Below are 16,596 nucleotides of genomic sequence, written 5' to 3' on the forward strand. Positions count from 1 at the left end.
CAGCGTCTTGCCATAGACGGCCGCGTCCGTCGATGCGCCCGCGCACGGATGCGTGCGCCTGGGTGCCGGGCGTACAATTGCCGGCTTCGCCGCCGCCCCGGGCGGCCACCTGCCGCAGATCCCCCACGTGACGCAATCTATCCTGAGCCCCGAAATCCCCGCGGTCGCCGAGCCTGCGCGTGCCCGCATCACCGCCGCCTGGCTGCGCGACGAGACCGAAGCGGTGCTCGATCTGCTCGACCAGGCCGACCTGCCTCCGGAGGAACGCGAAGCGGTGGTCGACCGCGCGGCCGCCCTGGTCACGCGCGTGCGGGCGCGGGCCAAGGACCAGAGCATGGTCGAGGCGTTCATGCGCCAGTACGACCTGTCCAGCGAGGAAGGCGTGCTGCTGATGTGCGTGGCCGAAGCCCTGCTGCGCATCCCCGACCAGAGCACCGCCGACAAGCTGATCCGAGACAAGCTCGGCGACGCCGATTGGCGCAAGCACCTGGGCCAGAGTGAATCGGCGCTGGTCAACGCCTCCACCTGGGGCCTGCTGCTGACCGGCCGGCTGGTCAACCTGGCCCAGACTACCCGCGACGATTTCACCGGCTCGCTGCGCCGGCTGGTCGCGCGACTTGGCGAGCCGGCGATCCGCGCCGCGGTGCGCCAGGCCATGCGCCTGATGGGCCACCAGTTCGTGATGGGCCGCACTATCGACGAGGCGCTGGACCGCGCGAAGAAGAAGGAAAACGCGGCCTACCGCTATTCGTTCGACATGCTGGGCGAAGCCGCGCTGACCGCAGCCGACGCCGAGCGCTACCAGCAGGCCTATCGCGACGCCATCGCCGCGATCGGCCGCCGCGGCCCGCACCCCAACCACACCGACGCACCGTCGATCTCGGTCAAGCTCTCGGCGCTCTACCCTCGCTACGAGTCCGGCCAGCGCGAGCGCGCGCGCAAGGCGCTGGTCGCGCGGCTGCTGGAGCTCTCGCAGCTGTCGATGAAGGCCGGTATCGCGCTCTCGGTCGACGCCGAGGAAGCCGACCGCCTTGAGCTCTCGCTGGACATCATCGGCGAGGTCTTTGCGCACCCGTCTTTGGAAGGCTGGAATGGCCTGGGCATCGTGGTGCAGGCCTACTCCAAGCGCACCCCGTTCGTGATCGACTGGCTGGTCGAGATGGCGCTCGCGCACGGCCGGCGCTGGTACGTGCGCCTGGTCAAGGGCGCCTACTGGGATGCCGAGGTCAAGCGTGCGCAGGAAGGCGGCCTGGCCGGCTATCCGGTGTACACGCGCAAGCCGAACACCGACGTCTCCTACATCGCCTGCGCGCGGCGCCTGTTCAACGCCGGCCCGACGCTGATCTACCCGCAGTTCGCCACGCACAACGCGCACACGATCGCCGCGGTACACCACCTGTCGCAGGGCCGGCCGTTCGAATACCAGCGCCTGCACGGCATGGGTGCGGACCTTTATGCCGAAGTGATCGGCGCGAACGGGCTCGCCGCGCCGTGCCGCGTCTACGCGCCGGTGGGTACGCACGAGGACCTGCTGCCGTACCTGGTGCGCCGCCTGCTCGAAAATGGCGCCAACACCAGCTTCGTCAACCGCGTGGTGGACGAGGACGTGCCGGCGCGCGAACTGGTCGCCGACCCGTGCCTGACGGTCCGCTCGTTCGAGTCGATCCCGCACCCGCGCATCCCGCTGCCGGCCAACCTCTACGGTGAACTACGGAAGAATTCCATGGGCGTGAACTTTGCCAACGACAATGAACTGAAGGCCCTGGCCGACGAGGCCAACGCCCACCAGGGTCCGTGGACCGCAGGTCCGCTGGTGCCCGGCGCCACCAGCCAGGGACCGGCCGTCGAGGTCACCGACCCGACCGACCGCCGCCGCAAGCTCGGCACCTACGTCGCCGCCGACGAGGCTACCGTGCAGCAGGCGCTGGCCAACGCGCACGCCGCGCAGGACCGCTGGAGCAACTTCCCGGTCGCCAACCGCGCGGCCATGCTCGAGTACGCCGCCGAGCAGCTCGAGGCGCGCCGCGGCGAGTTCATCGCCCTGTGCGTGCGCGAGGCGGGCAAGAGCCTTCCCGACGCGATCGCCGAGATCCGCGAGGCGGCCGACTTCCTGCGCTACTACGCGACCATGGCGCGCCGCCTGTTCGGCGAGCCGATCGCCCTGCCTGGCCCCACGGGCGAAACGAACCAGTTGTTCCTCGAAGGCCGCGGCGTGTTCGTCGGCATCAGCCCGTGGAATTTCCCGCTGGCGATCTTCATCGGCCAGGTCAGCGCCGCGCTGGCCGCCGGCAACACGGTGATCGCCAAGCCGGCCGAGCAGACCAGCCTGATCGGCTACGTCGCCACCCAGCTGCTGCACGATGCGGGCATCCCGAAGGACGTGCTGCAGTTCGTCCCCGGCGACGGCCCGACCGTCGGTGCCGCCCTGACCCGCGATCCGCGCGTGGCCGGCGTGGTGTTCACCGGCTCGACCGAAACCGCCTGGGCGATCAACCGCGCGCTGGCCGCGCGCAAGGCGCAGATCGCCATCCTGATCGCCGAGACCGGCGGCCAGAACGCGATGATCGCCGACTCCTCCGCGCTGCCCGAGCAGATCGTCAAGGACGTGATGGCCTCGGCCTTCCAGTCCGCCGGCCAGCGCTGCTCGGCCGCGCGCGTGCTGTACGTGCAGGAGGACATCGCCGACAAGGTGATCACCATGCTCACCGGCGCGATGGCCGAGCTCAAGGTCGGCGACCCCGGCCTGCTCTCCACCGACGTCGGCCCGGTGATCGACGAGGACGCCAAGGCGATCCTGGTCGCCCATGCCGAGCGCATGGACAAGGAGGCGAAGAAGATCGCCGAGGCGCCGATGGACCCGGCGGCGACCGCGCACGGCACCTTCTTCGCGCCGCGCGCCTACGAGATCCCCACGCTGTCGATCCTCGATCGCGAAATCTTCGGTCCGGTGCTGCACGTGCTGCGCTGGAAGGCCAGCGAGCTGCCGCAGGTGATCGAGAAGATCAACGAAACCGGCTACGGCCTGACCCTGGGCGTGCACAGCCGCATCGACGCGACCATCGACTACATCGCCCGCCACACCCGCGTGGGCAACTGCTACGTCAACCGCAACCAGATCGGTGCGGTGGTCGGCGTGCAGCCCTTCGGCGGCGAAGGCCTCTCCGGCACCGGCCCCAAGGCCGGCGGCCCGCACTACCTGCTGCGCTTCGCCAGCGAGCGCACGCTCACCATCAACACCACCGCCGCCGGCGGCAACGCCTCGTTGCTGACCATCGGCGAGTAAGGGAAAGCGGCAAGGTGTGATCGCCCCCCTCTCCCCTCAGGGAGAGGGTTGGGGCGAGGGGCTACGCTGGCCTCGATCCGACCAGCCGCGGCCGGCGAGGGGCGGGGAACGGCGCGATCCGGATCGGGCTCATCGACGGAGAACCGCTGGTCGAGCTGCGTCAGAGCACGCGCATCGGCAATAGGCCAAAGGCCGTCTACGAAACCGATCACGCTTGCTCTGACGTGACCGGCGCCAAATCGTCCAGGCGGACTGCAGGTGCCGCGCAAGGCGCGTCCGGGCCTCTCGCCCTGACCTCTCCGGAAGGGAGAGAGAGCGGAGCGCGCACGCAACAACGTTTGCCGCAACCTCGTGCAACCATGTGCGTAATTTCCATCGGGCGCACGCCATGGCCGACACCCCCGAACTGACCGCTACCTTGCACCGCCTGCGCGCTGCGCAGGCGCGTGATCCGCTGCCGTCCTGGCCGTTACGTGCCGACCGGTTGCGGCGTCTTGAGCGGATGCTGCGCGAGCAGCGTGCCGCATTCGCCCAGGCGATCGATGCGGACTTCGGCCAGCGCCCGGTCGAGGAAACCGAACTGCTGGAACTGTTTCCCTCGCTGTCGGCCATCCGCCATGCGTTGCGCCACGGCAAGCGCTGGATGCGTCCGCGCCGGGGGTCGACCGCGCTGGCGTTCCTGCCCGGGCACAACCGCCTGCTGCCGCAGCCGCGTGGCGTGGTCGGCATCGTGGTGCCGTGGAATTACCCGCTGTTCCTGGCGGTCGGGCCGCTGGTCGACGCGCTGGTGGCGGGCAACCGCGCCATGGTCAAGATGAGCGAGTTCACGCCGCGCTTTTCCGCGCTGTTCGCCGAGCAGATCGCGGCGTATTTCGTCGACGACGAGGTCGTCGTGGTCACCGGCGACGCCACGGTAGCGCAGGCCTTCAGCGGCCTGGCCTTCGACCATCTGCTGTTCACCGGCTCGACCGCCGTCGGCCATCACGTGATGCGGACCGCTTCGGCGCACCTGACGCCGGTGACGCTGGAGCTCGGTGGCAAGTCGCCGGCCATCATCGGGCCGGGGGCGGACATGGCGCAGGCGGTCGAGCGCATCCTGGTGGGCAAGCTGGTCAATGCCGGGCAGACCTGCATCGCGCCGGATTACGTATTGTTGCCCGGCGCGCGGGTGGAAGAATTCGTCGCCACGGCGCGCACCACGATGGCGCGGCTGTACCCCGATCTGGCCAGCAACCGGCAGTACACCAGCCTCATCTCCGAGCGCCATTTCGAGCGCATGGCGGCGCTCCGCAACGAGGCGGCGGATGCCGGCGCGCGGATCGAGCCGCTGGACGACGCACCGGCCGATCCCGCGCGCCGCCTGTTCCCGCCGCAACTGCTGCTCGACGTGCCCGACGACGCGAAGGTGATGCACGAGGAGATCTTCGGCCCATTGCTGCCGCTGGTCGCCTGCGACTCGGTCGCGCAGGCGGTCGACTACGTCAACGCCCGCCCGCACCCGCTGGCGCTGTACCTGTTCGAGCGCGACCGCCCGACCATCGATGCGGTGCTCGCCCGCACTCAAGCCGGCGGCGTGACCGTCAACGACACGCTCTACCACATCGCCCAGCACGGGCTGCCGTTCGGCGGCGTCGGTGCGTCGGGCATGGGTGGTTACCACGGCAAAGCGGGCTTCGATACGTTCACGCACCTCAAGCCGGTGTTCGCGCAGTCGCGCTGGAACGGTGCGGGGCTGCTGCGACCGCCCTACGGTCCCCGCTTCCGGCGGCTGTTGGAGCTCCTGCTGCGGCACGGCTGACGTTCTTCGCAGGAGCCGATCTCAGCGAACAGGATGACCGCACCTCGACGATCCGCGAACCGCAGGGCGACGGCGACCACATCGCCACCGATCGCGGCGACAAACCGCTGCGCAACGGCTGACCATCCGCCGAACACCGCGCACAAAAAAACCTCCCCGCTCACGCGGGGAGGTCTTGCACTTCAAACGATCAGAACTTGTACTGCGCCGACAGGCTCAGCAGGTTGCCGTAGTCGTCGAAGTTGCCGGTCAACCGGTCGCCCGTGGGGCTCACCGAATCGATGTGCGCGTTGTTGACGAAAATGTGCGCGTACGAGGCATTGAGCTCGAAGTGCTCGCTGGCCTTGTAGCCGATGCCCACCGCGGCGAACTTGCGGGTGGAGTCGGGCACGCGGGCGTCGCGGGTGGCGGTGTAGGTCGGCGTGGTGTCGACCGAGATGCCGGCGCGCAGGGTCAGCTTGTCGTTGACGTAGTAGTCGCCGCCGATCGCCGCATACCAGGTATTGCGCCAGTTGAAGGTCTCGACGCTGTCCGGCTGCGCCGGGTTGCCGTACTGCACGCGCAGTTCCTTGAACACGTCCCACTTGGTCCAGTTCAGGTCGACGCCCAGGCCAAACTTCTCACCCTGGTGCCAGTAGCTGAATCCGGCGCTGGCAGGCGTGGTGAAGTTCGCGGTGCCGGTGGTGTGGGTGAACGGCACACCGCCGGCGGCGGCCAGCAGCGGGGCTACCTGCGGGCTGGACAGCAGGGCGGTCACGTTGGCCGGCACGGTGAAGTTGCCGGTGCCCTCGAGCTTGTGGTCGATCTTGGAACGGTAGTTGACGGCAAGCTTGTCGTTCGGGGTGAGCTTCCAGTACGCGCCCAGCTGCCAGCCGTAACCCCAGTCGTCACCCTTGACGCGAGCGAGGCCGTCGGAGCCCGGCGGGACCACGGTGCCGACCAGCTGCATGTAGGCCGGTACCTGCGCCGCCGGGATCAGGCCGCCGGCCGCACCCTGTTGGATCAGGCCCATCGCGACGCCGTTGAAGTTGATCGCCGAGGTCAGCTCGGCCGAGGTCTTCTGCGCGATGACGCTGGCACCCAGGGAGAACTGGTCGTTCACGTCGAACGAACCGGACAAGGTAGCGTCCAGCGACTCGAACCGCGACTTGATCGCGTTATAGCGACCCTTCCAGTTCTGGCCATATTCGGTCTGGAAGCCGAACGGCACCGACAGGCCAAAGCCCAGGTGCACGCGGTCGGACACCTTGCTCGCGATGAACAGCGCAGGGATCGGCAGCGTCGTGCCGGCGTCGCCGCCGTCACCGCCGCTGATTGGACGGCCGAGCGCGTCCGTCGCGGTGCCCTTGAAGCGGGCGCTGAAGTTGATCGCGGTGACGTCGGCCTGCAGGTAGGTGCCGTCCAGGTCGGTCATCGCGGCGGGGTTGTTGGCCACCACCGAGGCGTCGCCGCCGGCGGTCGCCGAGCCGGCATAGGCGCGGCCCATGCCCTTGGCACTGTTTTCCTTCAGCTGGAAGGCACTGGCATCGGCCGCCTGCGGCAGCGCCAGCGCACCGGCGACGGCAAGGCTCAGCGCGGCCAGCGCCAAAGGCCGGGCACGGCCCGGGATGGAACGAAAAGACATAGGCATCGCTTGCTCCTGCTTATCTTAAGACGCGGCTCGGGGTGGCAACGGAGACCGTCACGGCTGTTTTCATACGCGCGTTTGAGGCCCCCGCGCGACACTCTGCCCAGCCACCCCCGGGCTTGCAAGTGCGACCGCAGCATTGACGGTGCACGCTGCTACCCTTCGCGTCCCCCGCCCCACGCCATCGCCGTCGGAGTCGTCCCATGCATTGTTTCGTCTACGCCAGCCAGCGCAAATCCGATACCTACGTGTGGCTCGCCGCGCGCGACGAGTTCGGCGTGGTTCCCGAGTCGCTGTCGATGATGCTCGGCGACCTGCGCTTCGTGCTCGAAGTGCAGCTGGACGAGCAGCGCCGCCTGCCGAACGAAGACAGCGAGGTCGTGCTCGAACATCTGCGCACCCAGGGCTGGCACCTGCAGCTGCCGCCGCAGGAGACGCTCGCGGTCGCCAACCAGTTGCAGCGCAGTACGCCGGACGATCGCGACGAATGATTTGTGGTGTCGGGGTTAACGTGCCGTTACCGTCTGCGGCGCCCACGCTTCCTATACTCGCGCCATGAATGAGCCCCGATCGCGCCACCGCCCGCCGTCCCTGCTCAAGGGAACGGCCTGGTTCCTGCCTGGATGGATTGCCGTGGCGATCGCCGCGCTCGGGGCGCACCCGCTGGCGCTGATCCCGTTGCTGCTGGCCAATGCGCTGACGATGGCGGCGGTATGCCACGCGATCGGTTTCGATCCCGAGCCCCGCTTCGGCCGTACCGTGCTGCGCCGGGGCGCCGCGCACCTGGTGATGTTCACCGGCTACGTGGCGCTGGTGTTCCTGCTGATTGCCTGGCCGATGCTCGAATTGCGCCAGCAACCGACGCTGGGCGGCGCGCTGTTGCTGGCCGCCGCGCTCGTGGTCGCGCTGGTGTCGCTGTGGCGCGTGTGGCCGGCCTTCGGTTTGGTGTTCGTGTGGGACGACGCCTATCCGGCGCAGAGCGATGGCTCGTGGATCTTCACTGCGACCGCGCGCAGCCTTGCGTTCGGCCGTCACCTGGCGCGCGAGGAACGTTTCTTCAGCCATTTCCTGCCGGCGGCGTTCGCGCTGCTGGTACTCGCCTATGGCGCCATCGCGCTGACCGGGCTGTATGGCGTGCTGCCGTCCGAACTGCGCACCGCGGCGCTGGTCGTCTACGGGCTGGCGGTGTTGCCGCTGGGTTGCCTGGTGATCGCCAACCGCACGCTGCGTGCGTTGCTGTGCGAGCGCACGCGCCCGCGTCGCCGCGCCGAAGACGCTCCGTTGCCGGCCGACTTCCTCGCGCCGCCAGCCCCGCGCCCGTCGACGCTCAGCGAGGAAGAGCGCACCGCCGGCGCGCCCGAACAGGGTCCCGCGCTGCTCGCGGCCGCGCGCGACGGCGACATCGAGCGCGCGCTCGCGCTGCTCGAGGCCGGCGCCGATCCCGACAGCACGCCTGCGCCCGGCGAGCGCGACCAGCGTCCGGTGCTTACCCTGGCCGCCTTGCTGCCGGACACGCGCCTGCTGCGCGCACTGATCGCCAAGGGCGCCGACGTCAATCGCGCCAGCGGCGGGCTCACCGCCCTGCTCGCGGCCACCCGCGACAGCTGGCACGGTCGCGCCGAAGCGGTCATGACCCTGCTCGCCAACGGCGCCAGCCCGCTGGCCACCGACAGCGAGGGCAACACCGCGTTGCATGGTGCCGCGCTGAGCGAGGAACCGATCGTCGCGGCGATGTTGCTGGACGCCGCCGCGCCGGTGAACGCGCTCAACCGCGCCGGCGTCAGTCCGCTGGCCGCGGCCTGCCGCGCGGCCAACTGGCCGCTCGCCAAATACCTGCTCGAGCACGGCGCCAAGCCCGCTCCCGCCGAAGGCGAGCCCGCGCTGGTCGCCGCCGCCGGCATCGCCGACGACGATCCCACCGGCGTCAAGCTGCTGCTCAAGCATCGCGCGAACGTCAACGCCACCGACGCCCATGACCGCAGTGCGCTGATGGCCGCTGCGGCCGAAGGGCACCTGCAGATCGCCCGCGCCCTGCTCGCCGCCGGCGCCAACCCGAACCTGGCCGACCGGCATGGCGCCACCGCGCTGATGGAAGCGGCGCGCTGCGGCGCCAGCGAGCTGGTGCAGGTGTTGGCCGACGCGCATGCGGACGCCCGCGCCAGTGACAGCCACGACCGCGACGCGCTCACCCTCGCCTGCCAGTCGCCGCACGCGCAGGCCGCAACCGTGCGCGCGCTGCTCGCGCTCGGCGCCGAGCCCCGGCGCGCGGGCAGCGATGGCCGCAGCGCGCTGGACCATGCCGCGGCCGCCGGTCGCTGGGACCTGGTCGCGCTGCTCGACCCGGAATCGCCGCTGCCCGCCAGCCTCGGCGGCGACGCGCCCGACGACGACGAAACGCCAGCGCGATTGCTCGAAGCCCTGCGCCAAGGCCAGTGGGCGGTCATCGCCACGTACGCCGAGCGCGCGCGACAGTGGCCGCAGGCCCAGCTCGCGCAGCTCTACCTGGAGCTATCCGCGCCCGGCCTCGGCGCAGCGCGGCGCTGGCTGCTCGAACACGGGCTCGCGGCCGAAGCCTGTTTGCCCGCGGCGACGATCGACGCCGGGCACCCAGCGCACGCGCCTGGCCGGCGCCTGTTTGATGCACTGCTGGTCCAACTGCCGGCCTCCAGCGAAGCGGTGGACGACCTGCTCAAGGCCGGCGCCACGCCCGCCGGCGCCCATCTGCTAGCGCAGGCGCTGGGCGCCTTGGGCGACGGCGTCCTGGGCGCGGCACTGCCGCTCAAGCTGCTCGAGGGTGGCGCTGACGCCTTCGGCCCCGATGCACGCGAGCGCACGCCGCTGCACCTGGCGGCGATCCATCGGCACGGCGCACTACTCGAAGCCCTGCTGGCACGCGGCTGCGATCCCAACGCACGCGATGGTTCCGGCCGCACGCCGCTGTTCGCCGCGATCGAACATGGCGAGAGCGGACTGGCACTGGTGCGCGCGCTGATCGCCCACGGCGCCGATGCCGAAGCCACCGACGCCAACGGCGAAACGCCACTTGGCCTCGCGCTGGAACACGGCGCCATCCAGCACTGGCTGGACTGGGGCGACTGGACGCGTCCGCGTCGCGCACTGACCGCCACGGACCTGCCCGCCGCCACCCGCACGGGCGCGCTGACCGCGGTCGAGCGCCTGCTCGAACTGGGCTTCGACGTGGATACCCGCGACGCGCAGGGCGCCACCGCGCTGCTGCATGCCTGTGGCGCCGGCCATCGCGAGATCGCCATCCGCCTGCTCGACGCCGGCGCGGATGCCACGCTGGCGGCCGGCACCGGCGTCACGCCGCTCGCCGCGGCGGTGGGCGCGCGCCGCGATGCCCTGCTCGGCGTACTGCTGGAGCGCGGCGTAGAGGTGGACCAGCGCCTGCCCGGCGAAACCACCGCGCTGATGGTCGCCGCTGCGCTGGGCTATCCGGAACTCGTCGAACACCTGCTCGCCGCCGGCGCCGACATCCACGCGGCGGACATGCGCGGGCGCACCGCGCTGCACGCCGCCGCGCAGTTCGGCTTCGAACACAACGACAGTCTGCGCGCGCGGCGTCTGTTCGACGTGCTGTTCAAGCACGACGCCGACGTCAATCGCGCCGACAACGAGGGCAAGACGCCGCTGCTGCTGCTGCTCGGCGCGCAGTTCAAGCCGGGCTCCGCCTGCGATGCCACCCACCTGGCGGCCTTGCTGCCGGTGCTGCTCGACGCCGGCGCGCAGCTGGAACATGCCGACCAGCGCGGCGTCACCGCGCTGCACGCCTGTGCCATGCACGCACTGCTGCCGGCCGCGCGCGTACTGCTGGCGCGCGGCGCCGACCGTCAGGCCACCGACGCCTTCGGCCGCACCCCTGCCGACGTGGCCCGCCACCTGGGCCTGGTCGATATCGCCCACGAGCTGGCCGCGCGCAGCAACGCGGTGCCCAGCGTCCGGCAGATGTTGCGCCAGCCGGCGCAACCGGCGGAGTAATCACGCTCGCGCGACCCAAGCCCCTCTCCCCGCCGGGGAAAAGGTTTGGGTGTGGGCGGGACGCGCGGGAAATCCGCGTCGAAAACCGAGGCGCTCCATACCTCAACGGCTGCTCTCACACGGACGGCGACGACGACTCCGGTCGTTCCCGCTCGGCGTCCGCCTCGAACAACTGCTCCAGGTCCGCCAGTGCCTCGCGCGTGGTCTGCACGATGCGCGCATCGTCGTCGTACACCAGATACTGCCGCTTGAGCAGCTCGGCATCCTGCTGGCGAAAACGTTCCACCCGCGCCGCAGCCACGTCCCTGGACACGCCCAGCGCCTCCAGCGTCATCTGCGTCATCTGCAGGCTGGAACAGAGCGTCTCGCGCACCGGGTCGTCGATCCCCAGATCCATCAGCCGCCACACGTGCTGGCGGTTGCGCGCGCGCGCGATGACCCTCAGGTGCGGATACTGCCGGCGTACCAGCCGCGCCACGCGCAGGCTCGATTCGGGATCGTCGCTGGCCAGCACGAACACCTCGGCCTTGTCCGCCTGCGCCGCGCGCAGCAGTTCCGGCCGCGCCGGATCGCCGTAGAAGATGTCGTTCCAGCCGCCGAAGCGCTGCACCAGGTCGATCTGCTCGACCGAATGGTCCAGCGCCACGAAGCGGATGCCCTGGGCGCGCAGCACGCGCGCCACGATCTGGCCCATGCGCCCGTAGCCGGCGATGATCACCTTGGGTGTCTCGGTCTCGATGGTGTCGTACTCGCGCACCGCCTTCTTCGGTCGCGCGCCGAGCAACCGCCCGGTGAGCGCAACCAGCAGCGGCGTCAGCGCCATCGACAGCGTGATCGCGAGCACCAGCCGGTTGTGCAGCGTGCCATCGAGGATGCGCTGCCCATCGGCGAGGTTGAGCACCACGAAGGCAAACTCGCCGCCGCTGGCCAGCAACACCGCCAGGCGCAACGACTCGCCGCGGTCGAGCCCGCCGACCAGCCGCCCCAGCGGCCACAGCAGCACGCCCTTGACCAGCAGAAGACCGACGACCAGCGCCAGCACGCGCAGCGGCTCGCTGAGCAGCAGCGACAGGTCCATCGACATGCCCACGCTGATGAAGAACAGCCCCAGCAGCAGCCCCTTGAACGGCTCCAGGTGCGATTCCAGCTCGTGGCGGTATTCCGAATCGGCCAGCAGCACGCCAGCCAGGAATGCGCCCAGCGTGGAAGAGACGCCCACCCGTTCCATCAGCCACGCCGTGCCCATCACCACCAGCAGCGCGGTGGCGGTGGACACCTCCACCGCATCGGCCTTGGCGACGAAGCGGAACACCGGACGCAACAGGTAGCGTCCGCCGACCACCACCGCCACGATCGCGCCCACCGTGCGCAACACGCCCGCCAGGTCCATGCCGTGCCCGCCCGAGGTCGCCAGCAGCGGCACCGCGGCGATCAGCGGGATTGCCGCCAGGTCCTGGAACAGCAGGATCGCGAACGCCTGGCGCCCGTAGGCCCAGCCGGCCTCCTTGCGCTCGGCCAGGATCTGCAGGCCGAACGCGGTGGACGACAGCGCCAGGCTGCCGCCCACGATCGCCGCCGCCCGGCCGCTCAGGCCGAACCACGCGAAACCGATCGCACCGATCGCGATGCCGCACGCCAGCACCTGCATCAGGCCGGTGCCGAACACCGCACGGCGCATCACCCACAGGCGTTGCGGCGAAAGTTCCAGGCCGATCACGAACAGCATCAGCACCACGCCGAACTCGGAGATGGTCGCCACGCCGGCGGTGTCGGCGACCAGCCCCAGCAGTTGCGGGCCGATCACCACGCCGGCCAGGAGGTAGCCCAGCACCGAGCCGAGGCGGAAGCGCTTGGTCAGCGGTACGGCGATCACCGTCGCGAGCAGGAACACCAGCGCGGTTTCGAGGTAATGATGGCTTTCCATCCGCGCGACGCCTTGGTGGGGATGCCTCCGATTATTCCACGCCGCACCCGCCACGACTGCCGCGTCGCCGTGCACGCAACCGTGGGATGATCGCGCGATGAAATCCGTCACGCTCGCCATGGCCGGCCTGCTGCTGCCGTGCCTGGCCATGGCTTCGTCCATTCCGGTGCAGGGCTATACGGTCGTGCACGCCTTCCCGCACGATCCGACGGCCTACACCGAAGGGCTGTTCTATCTGGACGGCTATCTCTACGAGGCAACGGGGACCGTCGGCGCGTCCTCGGTGCGCAAGGTGGACCTCGCCAGCGGCAAGGTGCTCCAGCAGACGCCTACGCCGTGGCCGGACTACGGCGAGGGGATCGTGGCGTGGAAGGGCCGGCTGATCCAGCTGACCTGGCAGGATCACGAAGGCTTCCTGTTCGACCTGGCCACGCTGACGCCGCGCGCGAAGTTCGCCTATCCGGGCGAAGGCTGGAGCCTGACTACCGACGGCACCCGCCTGCTGATGAGCGACGGTACGCCGACCATCCGCATTCTCGATCCGGACTCGCTCCAGCAGGTCGGCCACATCGACGTCACCGCCGACGGCCATCCGCTGGCGAACCTCAACGAGCTGGAATGGGTCAAAGGCGAGCTGTACGCCAACGTCTGGCTGACCGACCGCATCGCGCGCATCGATCCGGCCAGCGGCCGGGTCATCGGCTGGATCGACCTGGCCGGCCTGGGGCCCGCGCCCGAAACGCTGGAAGACCCGGCGAACGACGTACTCAACGGCATCGCCTACGACGCGGCGCACGACCGCCTGTTCGTCACCGGCAAGCGCTGGCCCCGGGTGTATGAAATCCGCCTGGTACCGGCGCATCACGACACAGCGGCGGGCCCTGCCGCGGCGAAAGCGGGATCACCGCCGGCCAGCCGCTAGGCACGCCTAGCCCACACAGAACGGATGACCCATGTTCGACACGAAGAACCTGGGCAGGCCCAAGGTGATGGACGCCCAGGCCCTGGGCGACGCAGGCATTCTGGACGTTCGACAAGGCCGTGTTCGCCGACGCTCGGTGCGCAGCACAAGGCGCTGATCACCATGGCAGTGCGCTGACGACGCAGTGTCCGTACCGCATCGAACTGCACAACTAAAGCTCCGCGCGGCCGGCGCCACCGACGCCACGCAGCGGTTCGCTGCCTGACCCCTTGCCGGTAATCCGAATGCTCAGCGGCCGGCGTTCCCGGCCGCTGCGGCGGACGCGTGACGCACGAAACTGCGCATGGTGAGGCCGGGCACGGTGCGAAAAGTCGTCGGCCGCGGCGCACCGGCGTCGGCGGCGATGAACACGAAACGGTCGCCTTCCAGGCGGTAACTGGCCGGCAGCGGCATGCCGGCATCCGGACCCATCGCGTCGATCCAGGTGATGGCCTTGGGCGTCACCGAAGCGTCCAGCATGAAGCGGCCTTCGAGCAGCATTTCGCCTTGCGGCGTGCGTACGCAGAAGTGATCGCCGTCGATGATGGTCAACGCATCAGGCGCGCCGGTGCTGTCGGGCGCGTCGGGGACACCGTTCTCCTCGAAGGCGACCTGCCGCCAGACGCCTTGCAAGGCGGCCAGGTCGTGGGCATTCGGGTCGGGTGCATCCATGCGCATAGTCCCACTCTTACAAGGAGCTTATTCGCCGCCCAGCCAGCGCGCAGCGTCGATGGCGTAATAGGTAAGGATCGCGTCCGCGCCAGCGCGCTTGAACGCGGTCAACGATTCGAGCACCACCGCCTTCTCGTCCAGCCAGCCGTTCTGGGCGGCGGCCTTGAGCATCGCGTACTCGCCGGACACCTGGTAGACGAAGGTCGGCGCGCCGAAGGTCTCCTTCACCCGGCGCAGCACGTCCAGGTAGGGCATGCCCGGCTTGACCATCACCGCGTCGGCGCCTTCGGCCAGGTCCAGCTCGACCTCGCGCAGCGCCTCGTCCGAGTTGGCCACGTCCATCTGGTAGGTGTGCTTGTTGCCCTTGCCCAGGTTCGCCGCCGAGCCGACCGCGTCGCGGAACGGGCCGTAGAAGCTGGAGGCGTACTTGGCCGAGTAGGCGAGGATGCGCGTGTGGATGTGGCCGGCCGCTTCCAGCGCGTCGCGGATGGTGCCGATGCGGCCATCCATCATGTCCGACGGCGCGACGAAATCCATGCCGGCCTCGGCCTGCGCCAGCGACATCTTTACCAGTGCCTCGACGGTAGGCTCGTTCATCACGTAGCCGCGTTCGTCGATCAGTCCATCCTGGCCATGCGTGGTGTAGGGATCGAGCGCCACGTCGCCGATCAGGCCCAGTTCGGGATATTTCGCCTTCAGCGCGCGGGTGGCGCGATGCATCAGGTTGTCCGGATTCCACGCCTCGACGGCGTCTTCACTCTTGACCGACGGGCCGGGCGACGGGAACAACGCCAGCGCGGGGATGCCCAGGCGCACGCACTCGCCGGCCAGCTTGAGCAACTCGTCGATGGACAGCCGCGCAACGCCCGGCATCGAAGGCACGTCTTCGCGTTGGCCTTCGCCTTCGATCACGAACGCCACCATGATCAGATCGCCCGGCAATAGGCTGTGCTCGCGCATCAGCGCGCGGGAAAAGGCGTCGCGACGCATGCGGCGCATGCGGATGGCGGGGAAGTTCATGGCAGATCCGTCGCTGGTGCGAAAGGCGCCATTGTACGCCGCGGGCTTCGCATGCCTTCCGGCTGCGGCGTTCCATCGCTCGCTGCCCGGACATGCCCGAACGGACGACTCTGCATGACACCGTCAAGTTCTGCCCGTCGCGCCGCATGGGTCGGTGCATCACACATTTTCCACGACGGTCGCACAACGACCGGCTCGCAAGTAGCCAGTCAGGCCGGTTTCCGATACCTTCCCCCGATTGCCGCCGCGCCCGCGCTGCGCCACAGAACGACCCGATGAGCTTCGACACCCGACCCCCCACCCTGCTGGCCGACCTCGGCGGCACTAACGTGCGCTTCGCGCTCGCCGACGTCGGCGCCGCGGAGCCGCTCGTGGCCGACAGCGTGCGCCGCTACCGCGTACGCGATTTCGCCACGCTGGCCGACACCATCCGGCAATACTTCGCCGACACCGGGCTGACCGCGCCGCGCGCGATCATCGCCGCGGCCGGGCGCATCGCCGACGGCGAGACGGTGCAGATCACCAACAATCCGTGGGCGGTCGCCGCGCATGCATTGCAGGCGGACCTGGGGATGGAGTCGGTGCGGCTGGTCAACGACTTCGCCGCGCAGAGCATGGCCGTCTCGCTGCTGCAGCCGCAGCACCTGAAGGCCGTCGGCGACCTGCCGCTGCCGCGGCTGGACAGTCGCGATCACCAGACCTTCGTGGTGATGGGTCCCGGCACCGGGCTGGGCGTGGGTGGCCTGCTGCGCCGCGATGGCCACTGCAGCGTGCTGGAAAGCGAAGGCGGCCACGCCGGCTTCGCCGCGCACAGCCGCGAGGACATCGAGATCCTGCATCGGCTCAACGAGCGTTTCGGCCGCGTCTCCAACGAACGGCTGATCTGCGGCAACGGCCTGGTGAACCTCTACACGGCGCTGGCCGACATCGCCGGGGAGCGTGCGCAGGACTACTCCCCCGAGGACATCACCGCCCACGCCGGCGCCGGCACCGATCCGTTGTGCGTACGCGCGGTCGAAACGCTGGCCGGCATCTTCGGTTCCGTCGCCGGCGACCTGGTGCTGACCCTGGGTGGCTGGGACGGCGTCTACCTCACCGGCGGCCTGCTGCCGATCCTGCTCCCGTGGCTGCAGCGCGGCGGCTTCCGCCAGCGCTTCGAAGCCAAGGGCCGCTTCAGCGACACCATGCGCCAGGTGCCCACCATCGCCGTACTGCACCCGGAACCGGGCCTGCTCGGCGCCGCCGCACTGGCGGTGATGGAAACGGGTCTCCCGCTGCTGCCGCGGGCGTAGACATCCCCTGAGCGCCGCGC

11 protein-coding genes are annotated in these 16,596 nt (G+C 69.8%); 7 read left to right on the top strand and 4 right to left on the bottom strand.

The genetic code is table 11. From position 1 onward, the window contains the following. Positions 1 to 127 precede the first annotated feature (127 nt). Both putA and ACFWZ1_RS16065 read left to right on the top strand, forming a co-directional pair. The gene (gene putA, locus ACFWZ1_RS16060; protein WP_439667293.1) at positions 128 to 3,283 is read left to right on the top strand and encodes a bifunctional proline dehydrogenase/L-glutamate gamma-semialdehyde dehydrogenase PutA; all 3,156 of its coding nucleotides are present in this window, start codon (positions 128 to 130) and stop codon (positions 3,281 to 3,283) included. Positions 3,284 to 3,671: 388 nt separating this feature from the next. Next, on the top strand, positions 3,672 to 5,081 hold the full coding sequence (locus ACFWZ1_RS16065; protein ID WP_439667174.1) for a coniferyl aldehyde dehydrogenase: 1,410 nt from the start codon (positions 3,672 to 3,674) through the stop codon (positions 5,079 to 5,081). A 190-nt stretch (positions 5,082 to 5,271) separates the two neighbouring features. On the opposite strand, the gene ACFWZ1_RS16070 is transcribed toward ACFWZ1_RS16065, so the two are convergent. Next, on the bottom strand, positions 5,272 to 6,711 hold the full coding sequence (locus tag ACFWZ1_RS16070) for an OmpP1/FadL family transporter (protein ID WP_231321982.1): 1,440 nt from the start codon (positions 6,709 to 6,711) through the stop codon (positions 5,272 to 5,274). Between the two features lie 200 nt (positions 6,712 to 6,911). On the opposite strand from ACFWZ1_RS16070, the gene ACFWZ1_RS16075 reads away from it, so the two are divergent. Both ACFWZ1_RS16075 and ACFWZ1_RS16080 read left to right on the top strand, forming a co-directional pair. Beyond that, complete coding sequence (locus ACFWZ1_RS16075; protein WP_231321983.1) at positions 6,912 to 7,199, top strand: YcgL domain-containing protein; 288 nt, start codon at positions 6,912 to 6,914, stop codon at positions 7,197 to 7,199. A gap of 64 nt (positions 7,200 to 7,263) precedes the next feature. Further along, complete coding sequence (locus ACFWZ1_RS16080) at positions 7,264 to 10,707, top strand: ankyrin repeat domain-containing protein (RefSeq protein ID WP_439667175.1); 3,444 nt, start codon at positions 7,264 to 7,266, stop codon at positions 10,705 to 10,707. Between the two features lie 115 nt (positions 10,708 to 10,822). Here the strand turns inward: ACFWZ1_RS16080 and ACFWZ1_RS16085 are convergent, their stop codons facing one another. Next, positions 10,823 to 12,631 carry a monovalent cation:proton antiporter-2 (CPA2) family protein gene (locus ACFWZ1_RS16085; protein ID WP_231321986.1) on the bottom strand — a complete coding sequence of 603 codons (1,809 nt, stop codon included), beginning with the start codon at positions 12,629 to 12,631 and terminating at the stop codon, positions 10,823 to 10,825. Positions 12,632 to 12,728: 97 nt separating this feature from the next. On the opposite strand from ACFWZ1_RS16085, the gene ACFWZ1_RS16090 reads away from it, so the two are divergent. Together ACFWZ1_RS16090 and ACFWZ1_RS16095 are read left to right on the top strand one after the other, a co-directional pair. Then, complete coding sequence (locus ACFWZ1_RS16090; protein ID WP_439667176.1) at positions 12,729 to 13,553, top strand: glutaminyl-peptide cyclotransferase; 825 nt, start codon at positions 12,729 to 12,731, stop codon at positions 13,551 to 13,553. Positions 13,554 to 13,584: 31 nt separating this feature from the next. After that, positions 13,585 to 13,710, top strand: coding sequence for a hypothetical protein (locus ACFWZ1_RS16095; RefSeq protein WP_439667177.1), 126 nt, complete (start codon positions 13,585 to 13,587; stop codon positions 13,708 to 13,710). 131 nt (positions 13,711 to 13,841) lie between these two features. Here the strand turns inward: ACFWZ1_RS16095 and ACFWZ1_RS16100 are convergent, their stop codons facing one another. Beyond that, the gene (locus ACFWZ1_RS16100) at positions 13,842 to 14,264 is read right to left on the bottom strand and encodes a TIGR03067 domain-containing protein (RefSeq protein WP_439667178.1); all 423 of its coding nucleotides are present in this window, start codon (positions 14,262 to 14,264) and stop codon (positions 13,842 to 13,844) included. Positions 14,265 to 14,291: 27 nt separating this feature from the next. Next, a complete protein-coding gene (hemB, locus tag ACFWZ1_RS16105) occupies positions 14,292 to 15,284 on the bottom strand; it encodes a porphobilinogen synthase (protein WP_439667179.1) in 993 nt (330 codons plus the stop codon). Between the two features lie 275 nt (positions 15,285 to 15,559). Here hemB and glk point away from each other — a divergent pair, with 275 nt between their 5' ends. Beyond that, on the top strand, positions 15,560 to 16,576 hold the full coding sequence (glk, locus tag ACFWZ1_RS16110; RefSeq protein WP_439667180.1) for a glucokinase: 1,017 nt from the start codon (positions 15,560 to 15,562) through the stop codon (positions 16,574 to 16,576). The last annotated feature ends 20 nt before the right edge of the window (positions 16,577 to 16,596 follow it).

The organism is Frateuria sp. GZRe14 (assembly GCF_051900395.1).
Taxonomy (GTDB): Bacteria; Pseudomonadota; Gammaproteobacteria; order Xanthomonadales; family Rhodanobacteraceae; genus Frateuria_A; species Frateuria_A edaphi.